Source organism: Buttiauxella sp. AC142 (assembly GCF_979253435.1).
Window position 1 is genome coordinate 3,981,645 of the sequence record NZ_CEEDCH010000001.1, and the last position, 19,149, is coordinate 4,000,793.

Annotated in this window: 18 protein-coding genes and 2 tRNA genes; 4 read left to right on the forward strand and 16 right to left on the reverse strand. The window is 49.7% G+C overall.

Annotated elements, in window-relative coordinates:
• Positions 1-87: 87 nt before the first annotated feature.
• From truB to rlmE, 12 genes are all read right to left on the reverse strand, one after another.
• Positions 88-1,032 (reverse strand): tRNA pseudouridine(55) synthase TruB, encoded by a 945-nt coding sequence (gene truB, locus AC0IWZ_RS18420; protein WP_034498815.1) that lies wholly within the window; start codon positions 1,030-1,032, stop codon positions 88-90.
• Positions 1,032-1,436 carry a 30S ribosome-binding factor RbfA gene (rbfA, locus tag AC0IWZ_RS18425; RefSeq protein ID WP_034459684.1) on the reverse strand — a complete coding sequence of 135 codons (405 nt, stop codon included), beginning with the start codon at positions 1,434-1,436 and terminating at the stop codon, positions 1,032-1,034. The genes truB and rbfA overlap by 1 nt, the downstream gene beginning before the upstream one ends.
• Positions 1,437-1,504: 68 nt before the next feature.
• Positions 1,505-4,189, reverse strand: coding sequence for a translation initiation factor IF-2 (infB, locus tag AC0IWZ_RS18430; RefSeq protein ID WP_034498817.1), 2,685 nt, complete (start codon positions 4,187-4,189; stop codon positions 1,505-1,507).
• Positions 4,190-4,213: 24 nt separating this feature from the next.
• Entirely contained in the window at positions 4,214-5,719 is a 1,506-nt protein-coding gene (nusA, locus tag AC0IWZ_RS18435; RefSeq protein ID WP_034498819.1) for a transcription termination factor NusA, read from the reverse strand.
• Positions 5,720-5,746: 27 nt separating this feature from the next.
• Positions 5,747-6,199, reverse strand: a complete 453-nt coding sequence (rimP, locus tag AC0IWZ_RS18440) for a ribosome maturation factor RimP (RefSeq protein ID WP_034498954.1) — start codon at positions 6,197-6,199, stop codon at positions 5,747-5,749.
• A 210-nt stretch (positions 6,200-6,409) separates the two neighbouring features.
• Positions 6,410-6,486, reverse strand: a tRNA-Met gene (locus AC0IWZ_RS18445).
• Between the two features lie 60 nt (positions 6,487-6,546).
• Positions 6,547-6,633: transfer RNA gene (locus tag AC0IWZ_RS18450), tRNA-Leu, on the reverse strand.
• Positions 6,634-6,678: 45 nt separating this feature from the next.
• Positions 6,679-7,008 (reverse strand): preprotein translocase subunit SecG, encoded by a 330-nt coding sequence (secG, locus tag AC0IWZ_RS18455; protein ID WP_034498820.1) that lies wholly within the window; start codon positions 7,006-7,008, stop codon positions 6,679-6,681.
• Between the two features lie 233 nt (positions 7,009-7,241).
• Positions 7,242-8,579, reverse strand: a complete 1,338-nt coding sequence (glmM, locus tag AC0IWZ_RS18460; RefSeq protein WP_471678738.1) for a phosphoglucosamine mutase — start codon at positions 8,577-8,579, stop codon at positions 7,242-7,244.
• Positions 8,572-9,420: a dihydropteroate synthase gene (folP, locus tag AC0IWZ_RS18465; protein ID WP_471678737.1), complete on the reverse strand. Its 849-nt coding sequence runs from the start codon at positions 9,418-9,420 to the stop codon at positions 8,572-8,574. Before folP ends, glmM begins: the two co-directional genes overlap by 8 nt.
• Before the next feature lie 100 nt (positions 9,421-9,520).
• A complete protein-coding gene (gene ftsH / locus AC0IWZ_RS18470) occupies positions 9,521-11,458 on the reverse strand; it encodes an ATP-dependent zinc metalloprotease FtsH (protein WP_034498824.1) in 1,938 nt (645 codons plus the stop codon).
• 56 nt (positions 11,459-11,514) lie between these two features.
• Complete coding sequence (gene rlmE, locus AC0IWZ_RS18475) at positions 11,515-12,144, reverse strand: 23S rRNA (uridine(2552)-2'-O)-methyltransferase RlmE (protein WP_034498825.1); 630 nt, start codon at positions 12,142-12,144, stop codon at positions 11,515-11,517.
• Between the two features lie 126 nt (positions 12,145-12,270).
• Between rlmE and yhbY the strand changes: the two genes are divergently transcribed.
• Positions 12,271-12,564: a ribosome assembly RNA-binding protein YhbY gene (yhbY, locus tag AC0IWZ_RS18480; protein WP_034498826.1), complete on the forward strand. Its 294-nt coding sequence runs from the start codon at positions 12,271-12,273 to the stop codon at positions 12,562-12,564.
• 106 nt (positions 12,565-12,670) lie between these two features.
• Here yhbY and greA read toward each other — a convergent pair whose 3' ends face one another.
• Positions 12,671-13,147 carry a transcription elongation factor GreA gene (gene greA, locus AC0IWZ_RS18485; RefSeq protein WP_034498827.1) on the reverse strand — a complete coding sequence of 159 codons (477 nt, stop codon included), beginning with the start codon at positions 13,145-13,147 and terminating at the stop codon, positions 12,671-12,673.
• A gap of 253 nt (positions 13,148-13,400) precedes the next feature.
• Here greA and dacB point away from each other — a divergent pair, with 253 nt between their 5' ends.
• From dacB to pmrB, 3 genes are read left to right on the forward strand one after another with little or no spacing between them, the layout of a single operon-like run.
• Positions 13,401-14,834, forward strand: coding sequence for a serine-type D-Ala-D-Ala carboxypeptidase (gene dacB / locus AC0IWZ_RS18490; RefSeq protein WP_471678736.1), 1,434 nt, complete (start codon positions 13,401-13,403; stop codon positions 14,832-14,834).
• A 3-nt stretch (positions 14,835-14,837) separates the two neighbouring features.
• A complete protein-coding gene (gene pmrA / locus AC0IWZ_RS18495) occupies positions 14,838-15,500 on the forward strand; it encodes a two-component system response regulator PmrA (RefSeq protein ID WP_034498830.1) in 663 nt (220 codons plus the stop codon).
• Positions 15,497-16,555 (forward strand): two-component system sensor histidine kinase PmrB, encoded by a 1,059-nt coding sequence (pmrB, locus tag AC0IWZ_RS18500; RefSeq protein WP_410374028.1) that lies wholly within the window; start codon positions 15,497-15,499, stop codon positions 16,553-16,555. Before pmrA ends, pmrB begins: the two co-directional genes overlap by 4 nt.
• 51 nt (positions 16,556-16,606) lie before the next feature.
• Here the strand turns inward: pmrB and cgtA are convergent, their stop codons facing one another.
• The 3 genes from cgtA to rpmA all read right to left on the reverse strand — a co-directional run bounded on the left by cgtA (position 16,607) and on the right by rpmA (position 19,137).
• A complete protein-coding gene (gene cgtA, locus AC0IWZ_RS18505) occupies positions 16,607-17,779 on the reverse strand; it encodes an Obg family GTPase CgtA (RefSeq protein WP_034498833.1) in 1,173 nt (390 codons plus the stop codon).
• A gap of 16 nt (positions 17,780-17,795) precedes the next feature.
• Complete coding sequence (locus AC0IWZ_RS18510; protein WP_034498835.1) at positions 17,796-18,761, reverse strand: DMT family transporter; 966 nt, start codon at positions 18,759-18,761, stop codon at positions 17,796-17,798.
• Positions 18,762-18,879: 118 nt separating this feature from the next.
• Entirely contained in the window at positions 18,880-19,137 is a 258-nt protein-coding gene (rpmA, locus tag AC0IWZ_RS18515; RefSeq protein WP_024549632.1) for a 50S ribosomal protein L27, read from the reverse strand.
• Between the last annotated feature and the right edge of the window lie 12 nt (positions 19,138-19,149).

Consider the following 19,149-nt stretch of genomic DNA (forward strand, 5'->3'; position numbering starts at 1 on the left):
TTTCACAACAATGTTAAACAAAGGTATGAAAGTTAAGCCGCGCCATTTTACCTGTAGCCACCGCTTATCGCAAGGCAACTCCAGGTGTCAGAGCGGATACTCAACGACCAGACGACGAGGCGCAACGCGTCCATCATCGTCTATTTCGGCCATGCCGATAAATTTGCCTTCATCACCTTCGGTGACGCGGACTAGCCCTTCTGCTGGGCTACCCGAGACTTGCACCGGCTGCCCATTCTTGAAGTAACCCGCAACAGCAGGTAATAAATTCACGATTGGGAAATCCGACGCAGGGCTATCCATTGGCATCAATAACGGATCTAACAGCACGGATGACTCAATTTCTTGCGCTTGTGCTTGCTCAACCAATGCATGCAATTGCTCAAGCGTTACCATGCGTTCGACTGGATACTTGCTTACTGCAAGGCGACGCAGGAAAGTCACATGGGCACCACAACCGAGTTTCTCACCTAAATCATCAGTGATGGTCCGGATGTACGTTCCCTTAGAACAGTGAATTTCCAACTCAAGTTCATTGCCTTCATGGCGAATAAACAGAAGTTCGTAAACCGTGATAGACCGCGCTTCACGCGGCACTTCGATACCCTGACGCGCATACTCATAAAGTGGCTTGCCTTGATATTTCAGTGCGGAGTACATCGATGGAACTTGCTGTGTTTCACCACGAAAGCTTTCTAACGCTTGCGCCAGCTGTTGCTCGGTAAAGGCTACCGGACGCTCCTGAACGACTGTGCCATCAGCATCAGAAGTATCAGTGCGCTGCCCAAGACGGGCAATAACACGGTAACGCTTATCGGAGTCCAGCAGATAGCGCGAGAATTTTGTCGCTTCACCGAGGCAAATCGGCAGCATTCCAGTTGCAAGCGGGTCAAGCGCTCCGGTATGACCGGCACGGTTAGCGTTATAAATACGCTTAACTTTCTGCAACGCATCGTTTGAAGATAAGCCCTGAGGTTTATCTAACAACAGTACTCCGTGGATATCACGACCACGACGACGAGGACGACTCATTAATCCTCCTTGCTGTCATCCGTATCGTTTACACGGCGCTCATCATCGTTTCTGATGACGTTAGAAACCAGATTCGACATGCGCATACCTTCAACTAACGAGTTATCGTAGAAGAAGGTCAATTCAGGCACGATGCGCAGGCGCATTGCTTTGCCCAGCAAAGAACGAATGTAACCAGAAGCATCTTGCAGAACTTTGATGCCTTCTTTAACAGCCTGTTCGTCTTTATCGTTCAGGAAGGTTACAAACACTTTGGCATAGGCCAGGTCACGTGACACTTCGACACCAGAAACGGTGGTCATCATGCCCAGACGCGGGTCTTTAATTTCGCGTTGCAGGATGATTGCGATTTCTTTCTGCAATTCCTGAGAAACACGCTGCGGGCGACCAAATTCTTTCGCCATAATAAATTCTCCATAAAATCAGGGGGCGCTCGGCCCCCTAAAGATATTAGCTATGTACTCGGCTGATATCAGGCGATAGTACGCTGGATTTCGATGATTTCGAATACTTCGATCACGTCACCAACACGCACATCGTTGTAGTTCTTCACGCCGATACCACATTCCATACCGTTACGAACTTCGTTCGCGTCATCTTTGAAGCGGCGCAGAGATTCCAGCTCGCCTTCATAGATAACAACGTTGTCGCGCAGTACACGGATTGGGTTGTGACGTTTGACCACACCTTCGGTAACCATACAACCTGCGATTGCGCCAAATTTAGGTGATTTGAACACGTCGCGAACTTCGGCCAGGCCGAGGATCTGTTGTTTGAGCTCCGGAGACAGCATACCGCTCATTGCTGCTTTAACTTCGTCAATCAGATGATAGATGACGGAGTAGTAACGCAGATCCAGGCTTTCAGATTCAATTACGCGGCGAGCAGATGCATCAGCACGTACGTTGAAGCCAACCAGAATAGCGTTAGAAGCTGCAGCAAGCGTTGCGTCAGTCTCAGTGATACCGCCCACGCCTGAACCGATGATTTTAACTTTAACTTCATCAGTTGACAGTTTCAGCAGGGAATCGCTGATCGCTTCAACAGAACCCTGAACGTCTGCTTTGAGCACAACGTTCACTTCTGACACTTCGCCTTCGGTCATGTTGGCGAACATGTTTTCCAGTTTAGATTTCTGCTGGCGAGCCAGTTTAACTTCGCGGAATTTACCCTGACGATACAGAGCAACTTCACGAGCTTTTTTCTCGTCACGAACAACTGTTACTTCATCACCCGCTGCCGGAACACCGGACAGACCCAGGATTTCAACAGGAATAGACGGACCTGCTTCAGTCACTTCACGACCCATTTCGTCACGCATTGCACGAACACGGCCATATTCGAAACCACAAAGAACGATGTCGCCTTTGTTTAGGGAGCCTTCACGAACCAGTACCGTTGCTACCGGACCACGACCTTTATCAAGGAAGGATTCGATAACCACACCGCTCGCCATACCGTCACGCATTGCTTTCAGTTCAAGAACTTCAGCTTGCAGCAGGATTGCGTCCAGCAGTTCGTCAATACCTGTACCTGCTTTAGCAGACACGTGGATGAACTGGCTTTCGCCGCCCCACTCTTCTGGCATGATGCCGTACTGAGACAGTTCCTGCTTAACGCGGTCTGGATCAGCTTCTGGCTTATCGATTTTGTTCACCGCAACAACTACCGGCACCTGCGCCGCTTTCGCGTGCTGGATAGCTTCGATAGTTTGTGGCATTACGCCATCGTCTGCAGCAACAACCAGAACAACGATATCCGTCGCCTGAGCACCACGAGCACGCATAGAAGTAAACGCTGCGTGGCCCGGGGTATCCAGGAAGGTAACCATACCGTTGTCAGTTTCTACGTGGTATGCACCGATGTGCTGGGTAATACCACCCGCTTCGCCAGACGCTACTTTAGTAGAGCGAATGTAGTCGAGCAGTGAAGTTTTACCGTGGTCAACGTGACCCATGATGGTAACAACCGGCGCACGTGACTCAGCAACTGCGTCAGTGTCACGGTCGCTCATCAGCGCTTCTTCCAGTTCGTTTTCACGACGCAGGATGACTTTGTGGCCCATCTCTTCGGCAACCAGCTGTGCGGTTTCCTGGTCGATGACCTGGTTGATGGTTGCCATTGCACCCAGTTTCATCATTGCTTTGATGACCTGAGAGCCTTTAACAGCCATTTTGTTAGCCAGTTCTGCAACAGTAACGGTTTCGCCGATTACGACGTCACGGTTAACTGCTTGTGCAGGCTTGTTGAAGCCTTGCTGCAGTGAACTTGGTTTACGCTTGCCTTTACCACCACGAACTGCAGCACGAGCTTCTTCACGGTCAGCTTTAGACTCGCCGTGTTTGCCGCCTTTTTTCTGGCGTGGTGCTTTAGTTGTCGCAGTACGAGCGCGAGTACGACCTGCTTCAACTTCACGGTCGTTTTCGTCTTCAGCCTGGCGAGCATGCTGAGAGGTGGTGACATGGTAATCAGATTTGTCGTCTTCCACTTTCTCTTCTTCCGTCCATACACCTGCGTTAGCTTCAGCCATTTTACGGGCCTCTTCAGCTACACGGCGGGCGTCTTCTTCTAATTTGCGACGGGCTTCTTCTTCAGCAGCGCGCTTCAGCTCGGCAGCTTCTGCTTCGCGGCGGGCTTTGTCGGCCTGGGCGCTTTTCGTCATATCGTCTTGTTGATTGCTCACTTTGTCTTTTTCCGCAGCTTCACGTTTCGCTTTATCAGCGGCTTCACGCTTAGCTTTATCTTCAGCTTCACGTTTAGCTTTTTCTTGCGCCTGACGATTGGCAGCTTCCTGCGCCTCACGTTGGGCTTGCTCTTCCGCTTCACGCTGCGCCTGTTCTTCCGCGGCAAGACGTTCAGTCTCTTGCGGATCACGTTTCACAAAGGTGCGCTTCTTGCGGACTTCGATTTGTACCGATTTACTTTTCCCACCGGTACCTGGAATGTTTAAAGTACTGCGCGTTTTGCGCTGTAATGTCAACTTATCTGGCGCAGAACCATGTTCACGGTTCAGGTGGGCCAGTAATGTTTGTTTCTCCTGGGCCGAGACAGAATCATCAGCAGCCTTAGGGATCCCTGCATCAGCAAATTGCTGTACCAGGCGGTCCACGGAGGTCTGAATCTCTGCGGCCAGCGCTTTTACGGTTACATCTGTCATGCTGTTCCTTCCTGCTACAGTTTATTACGCTTCGCCGCCAAACCAGCAGATATTGCGAGCAGCCATAATCAATTCACCGGCCTTCTCGTTAGTTAAACCTTCAATATCTGACAGATCGTCGACACCTTGCTCAGCCAAGTCTTCCAGCGAGCTCACACCGCGCGAAGCGAGTTTAAAGGCCAGATTGCGATCCATACCTTCGAGGTTCAGCAGATCCTCTTTAGGTTTGTTATCGCCCAGGCTTTCTTCCTGCGCCAATGCCAGCGTGGTGAGGGCGTTTTTGGCGCGATCACGTAATGCTTCCACTGTATCTTCATCAAGGCCATCAATTTCCAGCAGCTCTTTCATTGGCACGTAGGCCAGTTCTTCGAGAGTGGAGAAACCTTCTTCTACCAATACAGTGGCGAAGTCCTCGTCGATTTCGAGGTATTTAGTAAAGGTATCAATGGCCGCATGTGCTTCAGCCTGATGCTTAGCTTGCAGGTCATCAACAGTCATAACGTTGAGTTCCCAGCCGCTCAGTTGAGCAGCCAGACGCACGTTCTGACCATTACGACCGATAGCTTGTGCCAGATTGCCTGCCTCTACCGCGATGTCCATTGTATGTTTGTCTTCATCAACAACAATGGAAGCTACGTCTGCTGGAGCCATAGCATTGATAACAAATTGTGCTGGGTTATCGTCCCACAACACGATATCAATACGCTCGCCACCCAGTTCAGTAGAAACAGCCTGGACACGCGCACCACGCATGCCAACACAAGCCCCTACTGGGTCGATACGCTTATCGTTGGTTTTCACAGCGATTTTCGCACGAGAACCAGGATCACGCGCCGCAGCTTTAATTTCAATAACTTCTTCGCCGATTTCCGGCACTTCAATGCGGAACAGTTCGATCAGCATTTCAGGCTTAGATCGACTAACAAACAGTTGAGCGCCACGAGCTTCCGGACGCACAGCATAAAGCACACCGCGGATACGGTCACCTGGGCGGAAGTTTTCACGCGGCAACATATCTTCGCGAGGAATTACTGCTTCAGCACTCGTGTTAGAACCATCGATCGGGCGAACTTCTAGCGAAATATTATCACGGTTAACTTTCTTAACCACGCCTGTGATGATCTCACCTTCTAGCTCGCGGAACTGATCAACTACCATTGCGCGTTCAGCTTCACGTACTTTTTGTACGATAACCTGTTTTGCGGTCTGAGTAGTGATACGGTCGAAAGTCACAGATTCGATCTGGTCTTCAACGTATCCGCCAACATTCAGCTCTGGATCTTCGAATTGAGCTGCATCAAGGGTAATTTCACGCGTAGGTTGGGTCACTTCTTCAACAATAACCCAGCGGCGGAAAGTATCGAAGTCACCACTTTTACGATCGATGCTGACACGCACATCAATCTCTTGTTCGTATTTTTTCTTGGTCGCTGTTGCAAGTGCACTTTCCAGCGCTTCGAAAATCTTCTCGCGCGGCAGTGATTTTTCATTGGAAACTGCTTCTACAACAGCCAAAATTTCTTTGTTCATCCTGGGTTTTCACCTCAATCCAAACTATTAAAAGTGGGGTACCAGGTTCGCTTTCTGGATGTTGCTCAGCGCGAACACTTCATCTTTACCTTCCACCGTGACCGTGATCATCTCACCTTCTACGGCTTTAATTATACCCTGCCATTTACGACGGTTTTGCACAGCCATTCGCAACACAATGCTCACTTCTTCGCCGGTAAAGCGAACGTAATGCTCCGCGGTGAACATTGGGCGATCAAGGCCTGGTGAGGAAACTTCCAGGTTGTAAGCTACAGTGATAGGGTCTTCGACATCCAGAACTGCACTTACCTGGTGACTGACATCAGCACAATCATCAACATTGATGCCAGCTTCACTATCAATATAGATGCGCAGCGTAGATTGGCGACCTCGAACGAATTCGATACCGACTAATTCATAGCCCAGCGCCTCGACCGGTGCTGAAATCATCTCTGTTAATTTTTGCTCTAATGTGGACAAGCCCACCCCCGAGAAATAAAAAAAGGGCATATAGCCCAGTTATTCTGAAGTCAGATAACAAAAAACCCCGATAAATCGAGGCTTTATATAACTGAACCCTGTACACCGCGATTGCGGCCCGGACACCATCCAGGAGAATTTTTTTCTAAATTCTTCGCGAGGCACCAACTGGTGTTCACAGTATATTTGAAAAAGAACTCTCAGGGAAAGTGGTTGCGGGGGCCGGATTTGAACCGACGACCTTCGGGTTATGAGCCCGACGAGCTACCAGGCTGCTCCACCCCGCGTCCGAAAACGTGGCAAATATTACGCCGATATTGCATAAAATGCAAGAAATGCAGATATTTTGGTACCGAGGACGGGACTTGAACCCGTAAGCCCAATCGGGCACTACCACCTCAAGGTAGCGTGTCTACCAATTCCACCACCTCGGCACTTTGCGTACGGCAATCATTTCTTACCGTACAGAAGCTTACTACTTACTGCGGGATATCGCTGCTCGGCTTGGTAGGTGCCGCTGGCTGTGACTCAGTTTTTGTTGGCTGAGTTAAGTTATCCCACACACTTCCTTTATCGGTTTTGTTGGTATTGAGGTTACCCAGTACCAGGCTGATGATAAAGAACAGCGTTGCTAACACAGCGGTCATACGGGTCATGAAGTTACCAGAACCGTTAGAACCAAACAGCGTAGCGGAAGCGCCTGCTCCGAAGGAGGCTCCCATATCAGCGCCTTTACCTTGTTGCAGCATAATAAGACCTACAAGGCCCAGAGCTACAATAAGGAAAACAACTAAAAGAGCTTCGTACATATTATCAACCTGTTCCTTGCGGTATTACCGCATACCAAAGCTTCAAACCAGTCAAGCGGATACGTTTAAGTTTACCCACTGAAGCGGGTGAGAATACTAACCAAAGCCTTCGACCTGCGCAAGGGCAATTTATTCACATTTCGCTGACTGCGGAAAAAAACAGCAACACACCCACTTTCGCCTGGAAAACAGGCGGCAAGTGCCGCCTTTTCACACAATAACCAAGAGTGACTTTACACTGCTTTTACAGCATCAGCGATACGGTTGGCATATTCAATGACCAACGCTTCATCTTCGCCTTCCACCATTACGCGGATGAGAGGCTCTGTGCCGGATTTACGTAGTAACACACGGCCACGATTGCCTAGCGCCTCTTCAACTTCAGCAGTCACTTTTTTCACTGAGTGGTGTTCAAGTGGATCACCGCTGCCTGCGGTAAAGCGTACATTAACCAAAATTTGCGGGAACAACTTCATTCCGCTGCATAAGTCATGCAAGCTCATATGGTTACGCACCATTGCTGTGAGTACTTGCAAACCTGCAACGATACCGTCGCCAGTAGTGGTTTTATCCAGAAGAATTACGTGACCTGAATTTTCAGCGCCAATTCTCCAGCCTTTTTCCTGAAGTTTTTCCAGAACATAACGGTCGCCCACTTTTGCGCGAGCAAACGGAATACCCAGCTGTTTGAGAGCCAGTTCCAGTCCCATATTGCTCATCAGCGTACCGACAGCGCCACCGCGTAATTGGCCCTGACGCAAACCTTCACGAGCAATGATGTAAAGAATTTGGTCGCCATCAACTTTATGGCCCAGGTTATCCACCATGATGACACGGTCGCCATCCCCATCAAGCGCGATACCAATATCAGCTTTTTCGGCCAGCACACGCTCCTGAAGCATACGCACGTCAGTCGCACCGCATTTTTCGTTGATGTTGACGCCGTTAGGCTCACAGCCCACGGTAATAACCGTTGCACCCAGCTCGCGCAGCACATTCGGTGCAATGTGGTACGTTGCACCGTTAGCACAATCGACAACAATTTTCAGGCTGTTGAGGCTTAATTCGTTCGGGAATGTGCCTTTACAGAATTCAATGTAGCGACCTGCAGCGTCAACGATACGGCTGGCTTTGCCCAGCTCCGCTGAATCCACGCAGGTAATTTCTTTTTCCATTTCCGCTTCGATAGCTTCTTCCACCTCGTCCGGCAATTTAGTACCGTCGATGGAGAAGAATTTAATCCCGTTATCATAGAACGGGTTATGGGAGGCAGAGATAACTATCCCTGCTTCAGCACGGAATGCACGGGTCAGATAAGCAACGGCAGGCGTTGGCATCGGGCCAGTGAATGAGGCAGACAGCCCTGCTGCCGCCAGACCAGCTTCCAGAGCAGATTCCAGCATATAACCAGAGATACGGGTGTCTTTACCGATAATAATTTTACGCGAGCCGTGGCGCGCTAATACCTTACCTGCGGCCCAGCCGAGTTTGAGCACGAAGTCAGGAGTAATTGGAGAATCGCCTACACGACCGCGGATGCCATCTGTGCCAAAATATTTACGGTTACTCATAGCGTTTTTTTTCCTTCGCTGAAAGTGTGGCTTCCACCACGCGCATCGCTTCGACTGACTCTTTTACATCGTGAACTCTAATGATATTAGCCCCTTGCATTGCAGATATTACCGCGCAAGCAAGACTGCCGCTCAGACGTTGATCCGGTCCGACGTTCAGCAATTGGCCAACCATTGATTTACGCGACATCCCCACCAGCAGCGGTAAGCCAAAGTGGTGGAATTCGGAGAGTCGGGCTAAAAGTTGATAATTATGGGTTAGATTTTTACCGAAACCAAAGCCCGGGTCGAGCAACAATTTTTCTTTTGAGATTCCGGCCGCTTCGCAGCGAGCTATTTGGTCGATAAAAAAGCGGTTCACATCGGCAAAGACATCATCGTAATGAGGTGCTTGCTGCATATTTTTAGGCTCGCCCTGCATATGCATCAGGCAAACAGGTAACCCTGTTTCGGCAGCGGCTTCGAGCGCCCCTGGCTCTTGTAATGAACGAATATCATTGATGATATGCGCACCGACTCTTGCAGCTTCGCGAATCACTTCCGGTTTCGACGTATCAACAGAAATCCACACTTCGAAGCGCTGTGCAATGGCTTCTACAACTGGGATCACACGAGACAACTCTTCCTCGACACTCACTTCAGCCGCGCCCGGGCGCGTTGACTCACCACCAATATCAATAATCGTCGCACCCGCGTTGATCATCGCATTAGCGTATTTTACGGCCTCAACTAACGAATTGTGCTGCCCACCGTCAGAAAACGAATCAGGTGTGACATTTAAGATCCCCATAATATGAGGGTGCGAGAGATCGAGCGTAGTGCCCTGTGCGGTGAGTTTCATCAAAATTCCCTGCATAGACTTTGGTTAAAACAAAAAACAAAAACCCCGGGACAAGCCCAGGGTTTTATAGATTACTGCATTAACATCTGGCAGTGACGACTTATTTATCGCCCAACTGCTCTGACATAGTATTTCCAGGATTCGGCGTGCGCGGTTCATCGACCGGACGCGGTGCACGTGGTGTACCGTTATTATCAGAATTGTTGTTGCCGTTGTTTGAATCTTCCCAACCTGCTGGCGGACGCACATCGCGACGATTCATCAGGTCATCAATCTGAGGCGCATCGATGGTTTCATACTTCATCAATGCGTCTTTCATGGTGTGGAGAATATCCATATTTTCATTCAGGAGCTGGCGTGCGCGAGCATAGTTACGCTCAATCAACAGCTTCACTTCCTGATCGATGATACGCGCAGTTTCATCGGACATATGTTTTGCTTTCGCCACGGAACGACCCAGGAATACTTCGCCTTCCTCTTCCGCATACAGCAACGGACCGAGTTTCTCAGAGAAGCCCCATTGGGTGACCATGTTACGGGCAATAGATGTCGCTACTTTGATGTCGTTAGACGCACCGGTAGAAACATGCTCAGCACCGTAAATAATCTCTTCAGCAAGACGGCCACCGTACAAAGTAGAAATCTGGCTTTCCAGTTTCTGGCGGCTTGCGCTGATTGCATCACCTTCCGGCAAGAAGAACGTTACACCCAGCGCACGACCACGCGGAATAATCGTTACTTTATGCACAGGATCGTGTTCTGGAACCAGACGGCCAATAATCGCATGCCCTGCTTCATGATATGCAGTGGATTCTTTTTGCGCTTCTGTCATCACCATGGAGCGACGTTCCGCACCCATCATGATTTTGTCTTTCGCTTTTTCGAATTCAACCATCGAAACTACGCGCTTGTTGCCACGGGCAGCAAACAGAGCAGCTTCGTTGACCAGGTTTGCAAGGTCAGCACCGGAGAAGCCTGGCGTACCACGAGCAATAATAGCTGCGTCGATGTCCGGAGACAACGGTACACGGCGCATATGCACTTTCAGGATTTGCTCACGGCCACGTACATCTGGCAGACCAACCACAACCTGACGGTCGAAACGGCCCGGACGCAGCAATGCTGGGTCAAGTACGTCTGGACGGTTAGTCGCAGCGATAACGATGATACCTTCGTTACCTTCGAAACCATCCATTTCAACCAGCATCTGGTTCAGTGTTTGTTCACGTTCATCGTGACCACCACCCAGACCCGCGCCACGCTGACGGCCTACGGCGTCGATTTCATCGATAAAGATGATGCATGGTGCCGCTTTCTTGGCTTGCTCGAACATGTCGCGAACACGGGATGCACCCACACCGACGAACATTTCTACGAAGTCAGAACCGGAAATAGTAAAGAACGGCACTTTCGCTTCACCTGCAATAGCTTTCGCCAGCAAGGTTTTACCGGTACCAGGAGGGCCAACCATCAGCACGCCTTTCGGAATTTTACCGCCCAGTTTCTGGAAACGGCTTGGCTCACGAAGGTACTCAACCAGTTCAGCAACCTCTTCTTTTGCTTCGTCACAACCAGCAACATCAGCAAAAGTGGTCTTAATTTGGTCTTCGGTGAGCATACGCGCCTTGCTCTTGCCGAACGACATGGCACCTTTGCCACCCCCGCCCTGCATCTGACGCATAAAGAAGATCCAGACCCCAATTAGCAATAGCATTGGGAACCAGGAGATGAAAATAGAAGCCAGCAAGCTTGGCTCTTCAGGCGGTTCGCCTACTACTTTCACATTTTTGGTCAGCAGGTTATCAAGCAGTTTAGGATCGTTAACGGGGATGTAAGTCGTGTATCGGTTACTATCTTTCTTGGTAACTTTGATTTCACGTCCATTGATACTCGCTTCACGAACCTGATCCTGATTCACTTCAGACAGGAAAGTGGAGTAATCCACCCTACGGCCGTTTGACTCGCTGGGCCCAAAGCTCTGGAACACAGACATCAGCACAACCGCGATGACCAGCCAGAGTATTAGGTTTTTCGCCATGTCACTCAAGGGATTAACCTCATATTACAACTGTGTTAACAAACAGCGTCAGGGGACTATAGTTTTCGCCCAGTCGCTACAATGTACACTTCACGTGAGCGGGCACGAGAAGAGTCCGGTTTACGAACTTTAACTGTCGTAAACAGGGAGCGAATTTCTCGTAGATACTCATCGAAACCTTCGCCCTGAAACACTTTCACTAAAAAACTACCGCCCGGTGCCAGAACATCACGACACATTTCCAGTGCCAGTTCTACTAAATACATAGACCGAGGAATATCAACTGCCGGTGTCCCGCTCATATTTGGAGCCATATCTGACATGACAACCTGAACTTTACTGTCACCAACACGATCCAGCAGAGCTTTCACGACTAGTTCATCACGAAAATCGCCCTGAAGGAAATCAACACCAACGATAGGATCCATTGGTAAAAGATCGCAAGCAATGATTCGCCCCTGGTTCCCGATTTGAGTCACAACATATTGTGACCAGCCTCCGGGAGCCGCGCCAAGATCAACAATAGTCATTCCTGGCTTAAAAAGTTTGTCACTTTGCTGTATTTCATCAAGTTTAAACCAGGCACGGGAACGCAACCCTTTTTTATGCGCCTGAATTACATATTTATCGCTAAAGTGTTCCTGCAGCCAGCGACCAGAGCTGGCAGAACGCTTTTTACCTGTCATCTCATTTTCCAACTTTGTTCATCGTGAGTAGCAGGCTGTAGACTTATCAGCACAGCCGATTTGGCGATACAGTAGAGATGGCGGTAGAATGAACCGTTTTCAATCCCAACGTAAGCAAAAAATACGATGAATCTGAGTACTAAACAAAAACAGCACCTGAAAGGTCTTGCACATCCGCTCAAGCCTGTAGTCATGCTTGGCAATAACGGTTTGACCGAAGGGGTACTGGCCGAGATTGAACAAGCGATCGAACATCATGAGTTAATCAAGGTGAAAATCGCAACTGAAGATCGCGAAACTAAAACCTTAATCGTGGATGCCATCGTGCGTGAAACCGGCGCCTGTAATGTACAGGTTATCGGTAAAACGCTGGTGCTCTATCGCCCGTCTAAAGAGCGCAAGATTTCTCTGCCGAAATAAGCAGAGAGTGTGCAAAATGCCACGCTCTGTTAGTTGATAAAAGGCCGCGGTGCGGCCTTTTTCCTTTCTTTACAATACTCCACGCCATAAAAAAGCGTAGCAGAAATTATAAATATTCCACTTTCACTATCTCAAACTCTACATCGCCACCCGGGGTACGGATAACAACAACATCATCCTGCTCTTTACCCACAAGGCCACGAGCAATCGGTGAGTTCACCGAAATAAGATTCTGTTTAAAATCAGCTTCATCGTCGCCAACAATGCGATAAGTCTGCTCTTCGTCGTTGTCCAGGTTCAAAACAGTCACACTCGCACCGAAAATAACGCGGCCATTATTTGGCATTTTTGAGATGTCTATAACCTGAGCGTTGGAGAGCTTAGCTTCGATGTCCTGGATACGGCCTTCACAAAAACCCTGTTGCTCACGCGCGGCATGATATTCAGCGTTTTCTTTCAAATCGCCGTGTTCGCGGGCGTCAGCAATCGCGGCAATAATTTGCGGGCGGCGTACGGACTTCAGGAAATCCAGCTCTTCACGTAATCTTTCTGCGCCACGTAGGGTCATCGGAATAGGTTGCATTGTTATACCTCTTCAAAACTTTCCTGTTCAGAACTGCCCTGCGGCACTCCTGAATCCAGAGCCGAGTCTGCATTAATAAGGCAAACCCCTGGCACTAAGCAAAATAAAACTGACCCGGCGCAAAGCGCCAGGTCAGGAACGGTTTCCAAATTGACCTGTATTTTACCCTGGAGTTCCCTGAGGGTCATCGTTTACTTTGCACTGCGATGCACCGTAGTATGACGGCACGTTTCCAGGTTGTTACCGCGAGATTATGCGATTTTTTAGATTTGTCATTGGATTGACCAGTGCTGTGGTGTTTACCGTCCAGGCTGCCAACATTGAAGAATATACTTCCCAGTTGCCTGCTGGTGCGAATTTGGCTTTGATGGTGCAAAAAGTGGGTGCTCCCGCTCCGTCGATTGACTATCACAGTCAACAGATGGCGCTGCCTGCCAGTACCCAGAAAGTCATTACTGCGCTAGCCGCACTGCTGCAACTCGGTCCAGACTTCAGGTTTACTACCACCCTTGAAAGCCGGGATCAAGTGAGCAACGGTGTTTTACAAGGCGACCTTATTGCACGATTTGGCGGCGATCCGACGCTAAAACGCCAGGATGTTCGCAATATGGTTGCGGTTCTGAAGAAATCGGGCGTCCAGCAAATTCAGGGCAATGTGCTCATCGATACTTCCATTTTTGCCAGTCATGACAAAGCGCCTGGCTGGCCGTGGAATGACATGACGCAATGCTTTAGCGCCCCACCGGCGGCGGCCATTGTTGACCGAAATTGTTTTTCTGTTTCGCTCTACAGCGCGCCTAAAGCGGACGATTTAGCCTTTATCCGCATTGCCTCTTACTACCCTGTCGTGATGAATAGCCAGGTTCGTACCCTCGCCAAAGGCTCTCCAGACGCACAATATTGCGAGCTGGATGTCGTTCCAGGCGATCTGAATCGTTTTACGCTCACCGGGTGTATGACTCAACGCGCCGACCCACTGCCACTCGCATTTGCGATTCAGGATGGCGCAAGTTACGCAGGCGCGATTTTAAAAGCAGAGCTTAAAGAGGCGGGAATCAGCTATAGCGGAACTCTATTACGTCAGACGCTATCTAATACCCCAGGAACGGTGATCGCCAGCAAACAATCGGCACCCTTGCACGATTTGCTAAAGGTCATGCTGAAGAAATCAGACAACATGATTGCCGATACCGTTTTTCGTACCATCGGCCATAACCGCTTTGGGGTGCCGGGAACCTGGCGTGCCGGCGCGGACGCTGTGCGGCAAATTCTGCGGCAGAAAGCAGGTGTCGATTTAGGTAACAGTATTGTTGTGGATGGTTCAGGCTTATCTCGCCACAATCTCATTTCTCCAGCCACGATGATGCAAGTGTTGCAATACATCGCGCAGAATGACACTGAGCTTAACTTTATCTCAATGTTACCGTTAGCGGGTTATGACGGGTCATTGCAGTACCGCGCAGGTCTTCATCAGGCGGGTGTTGATGGAAAAGTTTCGGCGAAAACAGGTTCACTGCAAGGGGTCTATAACCTTGCTGGATTTATTACCACTGCCAGCGGCCAGCGCATGGCCTTTGTGCAATATTTGTCAGGTTATGCTGTAGAGCCTGCCGATCAACGTAACCGTCGTATCCCGTTAGTGCGCTTTGAAAGTCGCCTCTATAAGGATATCTACCAGAATAATTAAGTTATGAAACTGCTGATTGTTGAAGACGATTTACTGTTACGGGAAGGCCTGGTGCTGGCACTGAACAGCGAGGGTTATGCTCTGGATTGCGCAACAACAGCTGCTGAAGCAGATGCGCTGATTGAAAGCGGTGAATACGGCATGGTAATCCTTGATCTTGGCCTGCCGGACAAAGATGGCGCTACGCTGCTCAGGCAGTGGCGCCGTCGCAGTATTAGCACGCCAGTGCTAATACTTACAGCACGTGATGCGCTGGAAGACCGTGTTAATGGCCTGGACTCAGGCGCTGATGATTATCTGGTTAAACCCTTTGCTTTAGCCGAGTTACAAGCCCGCACCCGGGCGCTAATTCGCCGTTATCAAGGCCACAGCGATAACCTTCTCCAGCATGATGACCTGACGCTCAACCTGCAAACTCAGCAGGTATTATTGCAAGATAACCCCGTCGAGATCACACCTAAAGAATTCGCATTACTGACACGCTTGATGATGCGTATCGGGCAGACGGTACACCGCGAGACATTACAGCAAGATATCTACAGCTGGCAGGACGATCCTGGCTCCAATACGCTTGAGGTACATATTCACAATCTCAGGCGTAAATTAGGCAAGGACAGAATCAAAACCGTACGTGGCGTGGGCTATCGGCTGGAGAGTCGAAAATGAACAGTATGCGCCAGAGGCTAATGATTCTCCTCGCGCTTATCTTGCTGTTTTTCCAGTTAATCAGCGTTATTTGGTTGTGGCATGAAAGCCGTGAGCAAATCAGTTTCCTGGTCAGTGAAACGCTATCAGCCAAAGCTCGAAACCAGCATGTAGAGAAGGAAATCCGGGAGGCGATTGCATCTTTGTTGGTTCCTTCTCTGGTGATGATTGGATTCACGCTATTCTTCTCATTCTGGGCAATCACCTGGATTACACGTCCGTTGAATCGCCTGCGCACCAGCCTTGCTAATCGATCGGCCGACAACCTGTCACCTCTGCCTATGTATTCAGACATGGATGAGATGGTGGCTGTAACTAATTCGTTAAACCAGTTGCTGGCACGTCTGGACAATACTATCCAGCAGGAACGTTTATTTACTGCTGATGCCGCCCACGAATTACGCACGCCACTGGCTGGCCTGCGTTTGCACCTGGAGTTAATGGCTAACTCAGGCGTTCAGCAAGCCCCTATGCTGCTGGAGCGCATCGATCAGCTCATGCATACCATTGAACAGTTGTTGATGCTCTCGCGTGCCGGGCAAGCGCTGGCAAGCGGTCATTACGATACATTGAACTGGAATCGCGACATCATCGCCCCGCTCAAAATGGAAATGGAGGAGATGGTTGCCCTGCGTGGGCAAAACATTATCTGGCCAAACGAAAGTGCTGATATGGTGCAAGGAGATGCAGTGCTGCTTCGCCTGATGTTGCGGAACTTGATGGAAAATGCATCCCGCTATAGCCCAACAGAAAGCACCATCACGGTGTCATTAGTGACTCAGGGAAATGGCGCAGTGCTGGGGGTTTCCGACCAGGGACCAGGTATTGAGGAAGAACATCGCCAGACGATAACCGATCCCTTCCGCCGTATGGATCAACGCTATGGTGGCAGCGGGCTGGGACTGAATATTGTCCAGCGTATTGTTCATCTTCATAACGGGAAATTGACGTTAGATAGCGGAGCGGATGGCATTGGCCTGCAAGCCAACTGCTGGATCCCAGCGCAAAACCAATAATTGAGACATAAAAAAGCCGGGAAATTTCCCGGCTTTTTATTAGATAACGTTTTATTTCTGATAGATGATTTCGACGCCTTCGTCGTCATCTTCATCCCAGTCGTCATCCCAGTCTTCGTCTTCCTCTGCTTCCACCGCATCGAGTTGCTGCTGATGATAATCATCCCACATAAACTCGACTTTCTCTGGCGCGACAGGTTGAAGCTCGGCAACTTTCGGGTTAGCAATGATAAAGTCCATCACATCCCAGCAAAGTGCATTAACGCCTTCGCGATTAACCGCTGAAATCAGGTAGTACTTCTCTTCCCAACCCATCGCAGTAGCAATTTCTTTCGCACGCGCTTCTGCGTCTTCTTTGCTCATCAAATCGCATTTGTTGAAGACCAACCAGCGTGGCTTCTCAGCAAGTTTCTCGCTGTATTTTTCCAGTTCACCAATGATGACACGGCCATTTTCAACCGGATCAGATTCATCAATTGGCGCGATATCGATGAGGTGCAATAACACACGGCAACGCTCAAGGTGTTTCAGGAAGCGAATACCAAGGCCTGCACCGTCAGCGGCACCTTCAATCAACCCTGGAATATCGGCAACCACAAAGCTCTTCTCGTTATCCATACGAACAACGCCAAGGCTTGGGATTAATGTGGTGAACGGATAGTCCGCTACTTTTGGTTTAGCCGCAGAGACAGAACGGATAAAAGTGGATTTACCCGCATTCGGCAAGCCAAGCATGCCGACGTCAGCCAGCAGCAACAGCTCAAGCTGAATATCACGCTTCTCACCCGGCGTACCCATGGTTTTCTGACGTGGGGTACGGTTTACAGAGGATTTGAAACGGGTGTTACCCAGACCGTGCCAACCGCCCTTAGCTACCATCAGCTTCTGACCATGCTGGGTCATATCACCCATGGTTTCGCCAGTGCCCTGGTCAATTACACGCGTACCTACTGGGACTTTTACGGTGATGTCTTTACCACGTTTACCGGTGCAATCACGGCTCTGGCCATTTTGACCACGTTCAGCGCGGAAAGATTTTTCAAAGCGATAGTCGATTAGGGTATTGAGGTTTTCATCCGCCTCAAGCCACACATCGCCGCCATCGCCGCCATCACCACCGTCCGGGCCGCCCCTGGGAATATATTTTTCACGACGGAAGCTAACGCAGCCGTTACCGCCATCACCTGCTACGACCAGGATCGTTGCTTCATCAACAAACTTCATTTTACTTCTCCGTAAATCATTCGCCCGAACGTTGTACTGGAAGAACAGCTTCGGTTTTGCGCCAACGTCCCCAAAGACGGTGACCAATGGCTGAATACATTGCACCTGCAACCACGACGAACGCGCCGAAATAACCCACGAGGTTAAGTATCGGCATGGCGAAGAAATCGGGCCAGGCTAACGCTAATAAATCTGAAAATAGCAAAGTAAACAGCGGGGTTAGCGTAATAATGGCGCTAACCTGTGCCGCCTGCCACCGTGCCATGGCTTCTGCCAGTGCCCCATACCCAACCAGTGTATTCAGGCCACAGAAAACTAAACATGCCAGTTGCCATTGACTGAGTTGGAAGACTTTATCCAACTGAGCCAGCGGCAAAAGCGCAAGAGTACATAAAGTGTACAGCAAAAAGAGGATCTGTTGCGAGGCCAGGCGGCGTAATAATACCTTCTGCGCCACACCATAGGTGACCCACACTGTCGCCGCCAGAACACCAAAAATCACCCCAAGGGTGTAATCTGTCAGGCGGGTAAAAATTTCTATCAGGCTAGTGTTAAAGAACATCACCAAGCCACAAAGCAGCATTATGGCGCCGATGACCTGTGTGCCGCGCATTTTCTCTTTAAGCACAACCACACTTGCCACCATCATTCCCACTGGGGAAAGCTGGCCAATAACCTGAGATGCCGTTGGACTCAAGTACTGCAAAGACGAACTAAACAGCAAGAAGTTACCGAACAATCCCCCCGTTGCGATGGCAAGTAATACCAACCAACGTGGTTTTCGGAACAGGCGCAAGGGCGGTAATTTCCCGCGTATAGCGAGAATGGTACCTAAACCCAAACTTGCCATCAGGAAGCGATAAAAAACGACTGTCGGCGGTTCCATTACCGTCAGGACTTGTTTCATCGCGATTGGCAAAGCACCCCAGCATATTGCTGTAGTCAGTGCCAACAGAATGCCAATGCCTGCCTGCTGTTTCATTATCTATTCCTGCAACCCGAAATCTGAAGAATATACTTCATTGATTTACCGGTCGCAGAATGTAAAAAGCCCCGCAACGTGTTGCGGGGCTTTTATCCGTTACCGGGACGCGAAAAACTTATTCAGCAACGATGCTGATGAATTTACGGTTTTTCGGACCTTTAACTTCGAACTTAACTTTACCGTCAGTCAAAGCGAACAGAGTATGATCTTTGCCGCAACCTACGTTGGTGCCAGCGTGGAATTTAGTACCACGTTGACGAACGATAATGCTGCCTGCCAGAACTGCTTCACCGCCGAAACGTTTTACGCCCAGACGTTTAGCTTCGGAATCGCGACCGTTACGAGTAGAGCCGCCAGCCTTTTTATGTGCCATTTAATATGCTCC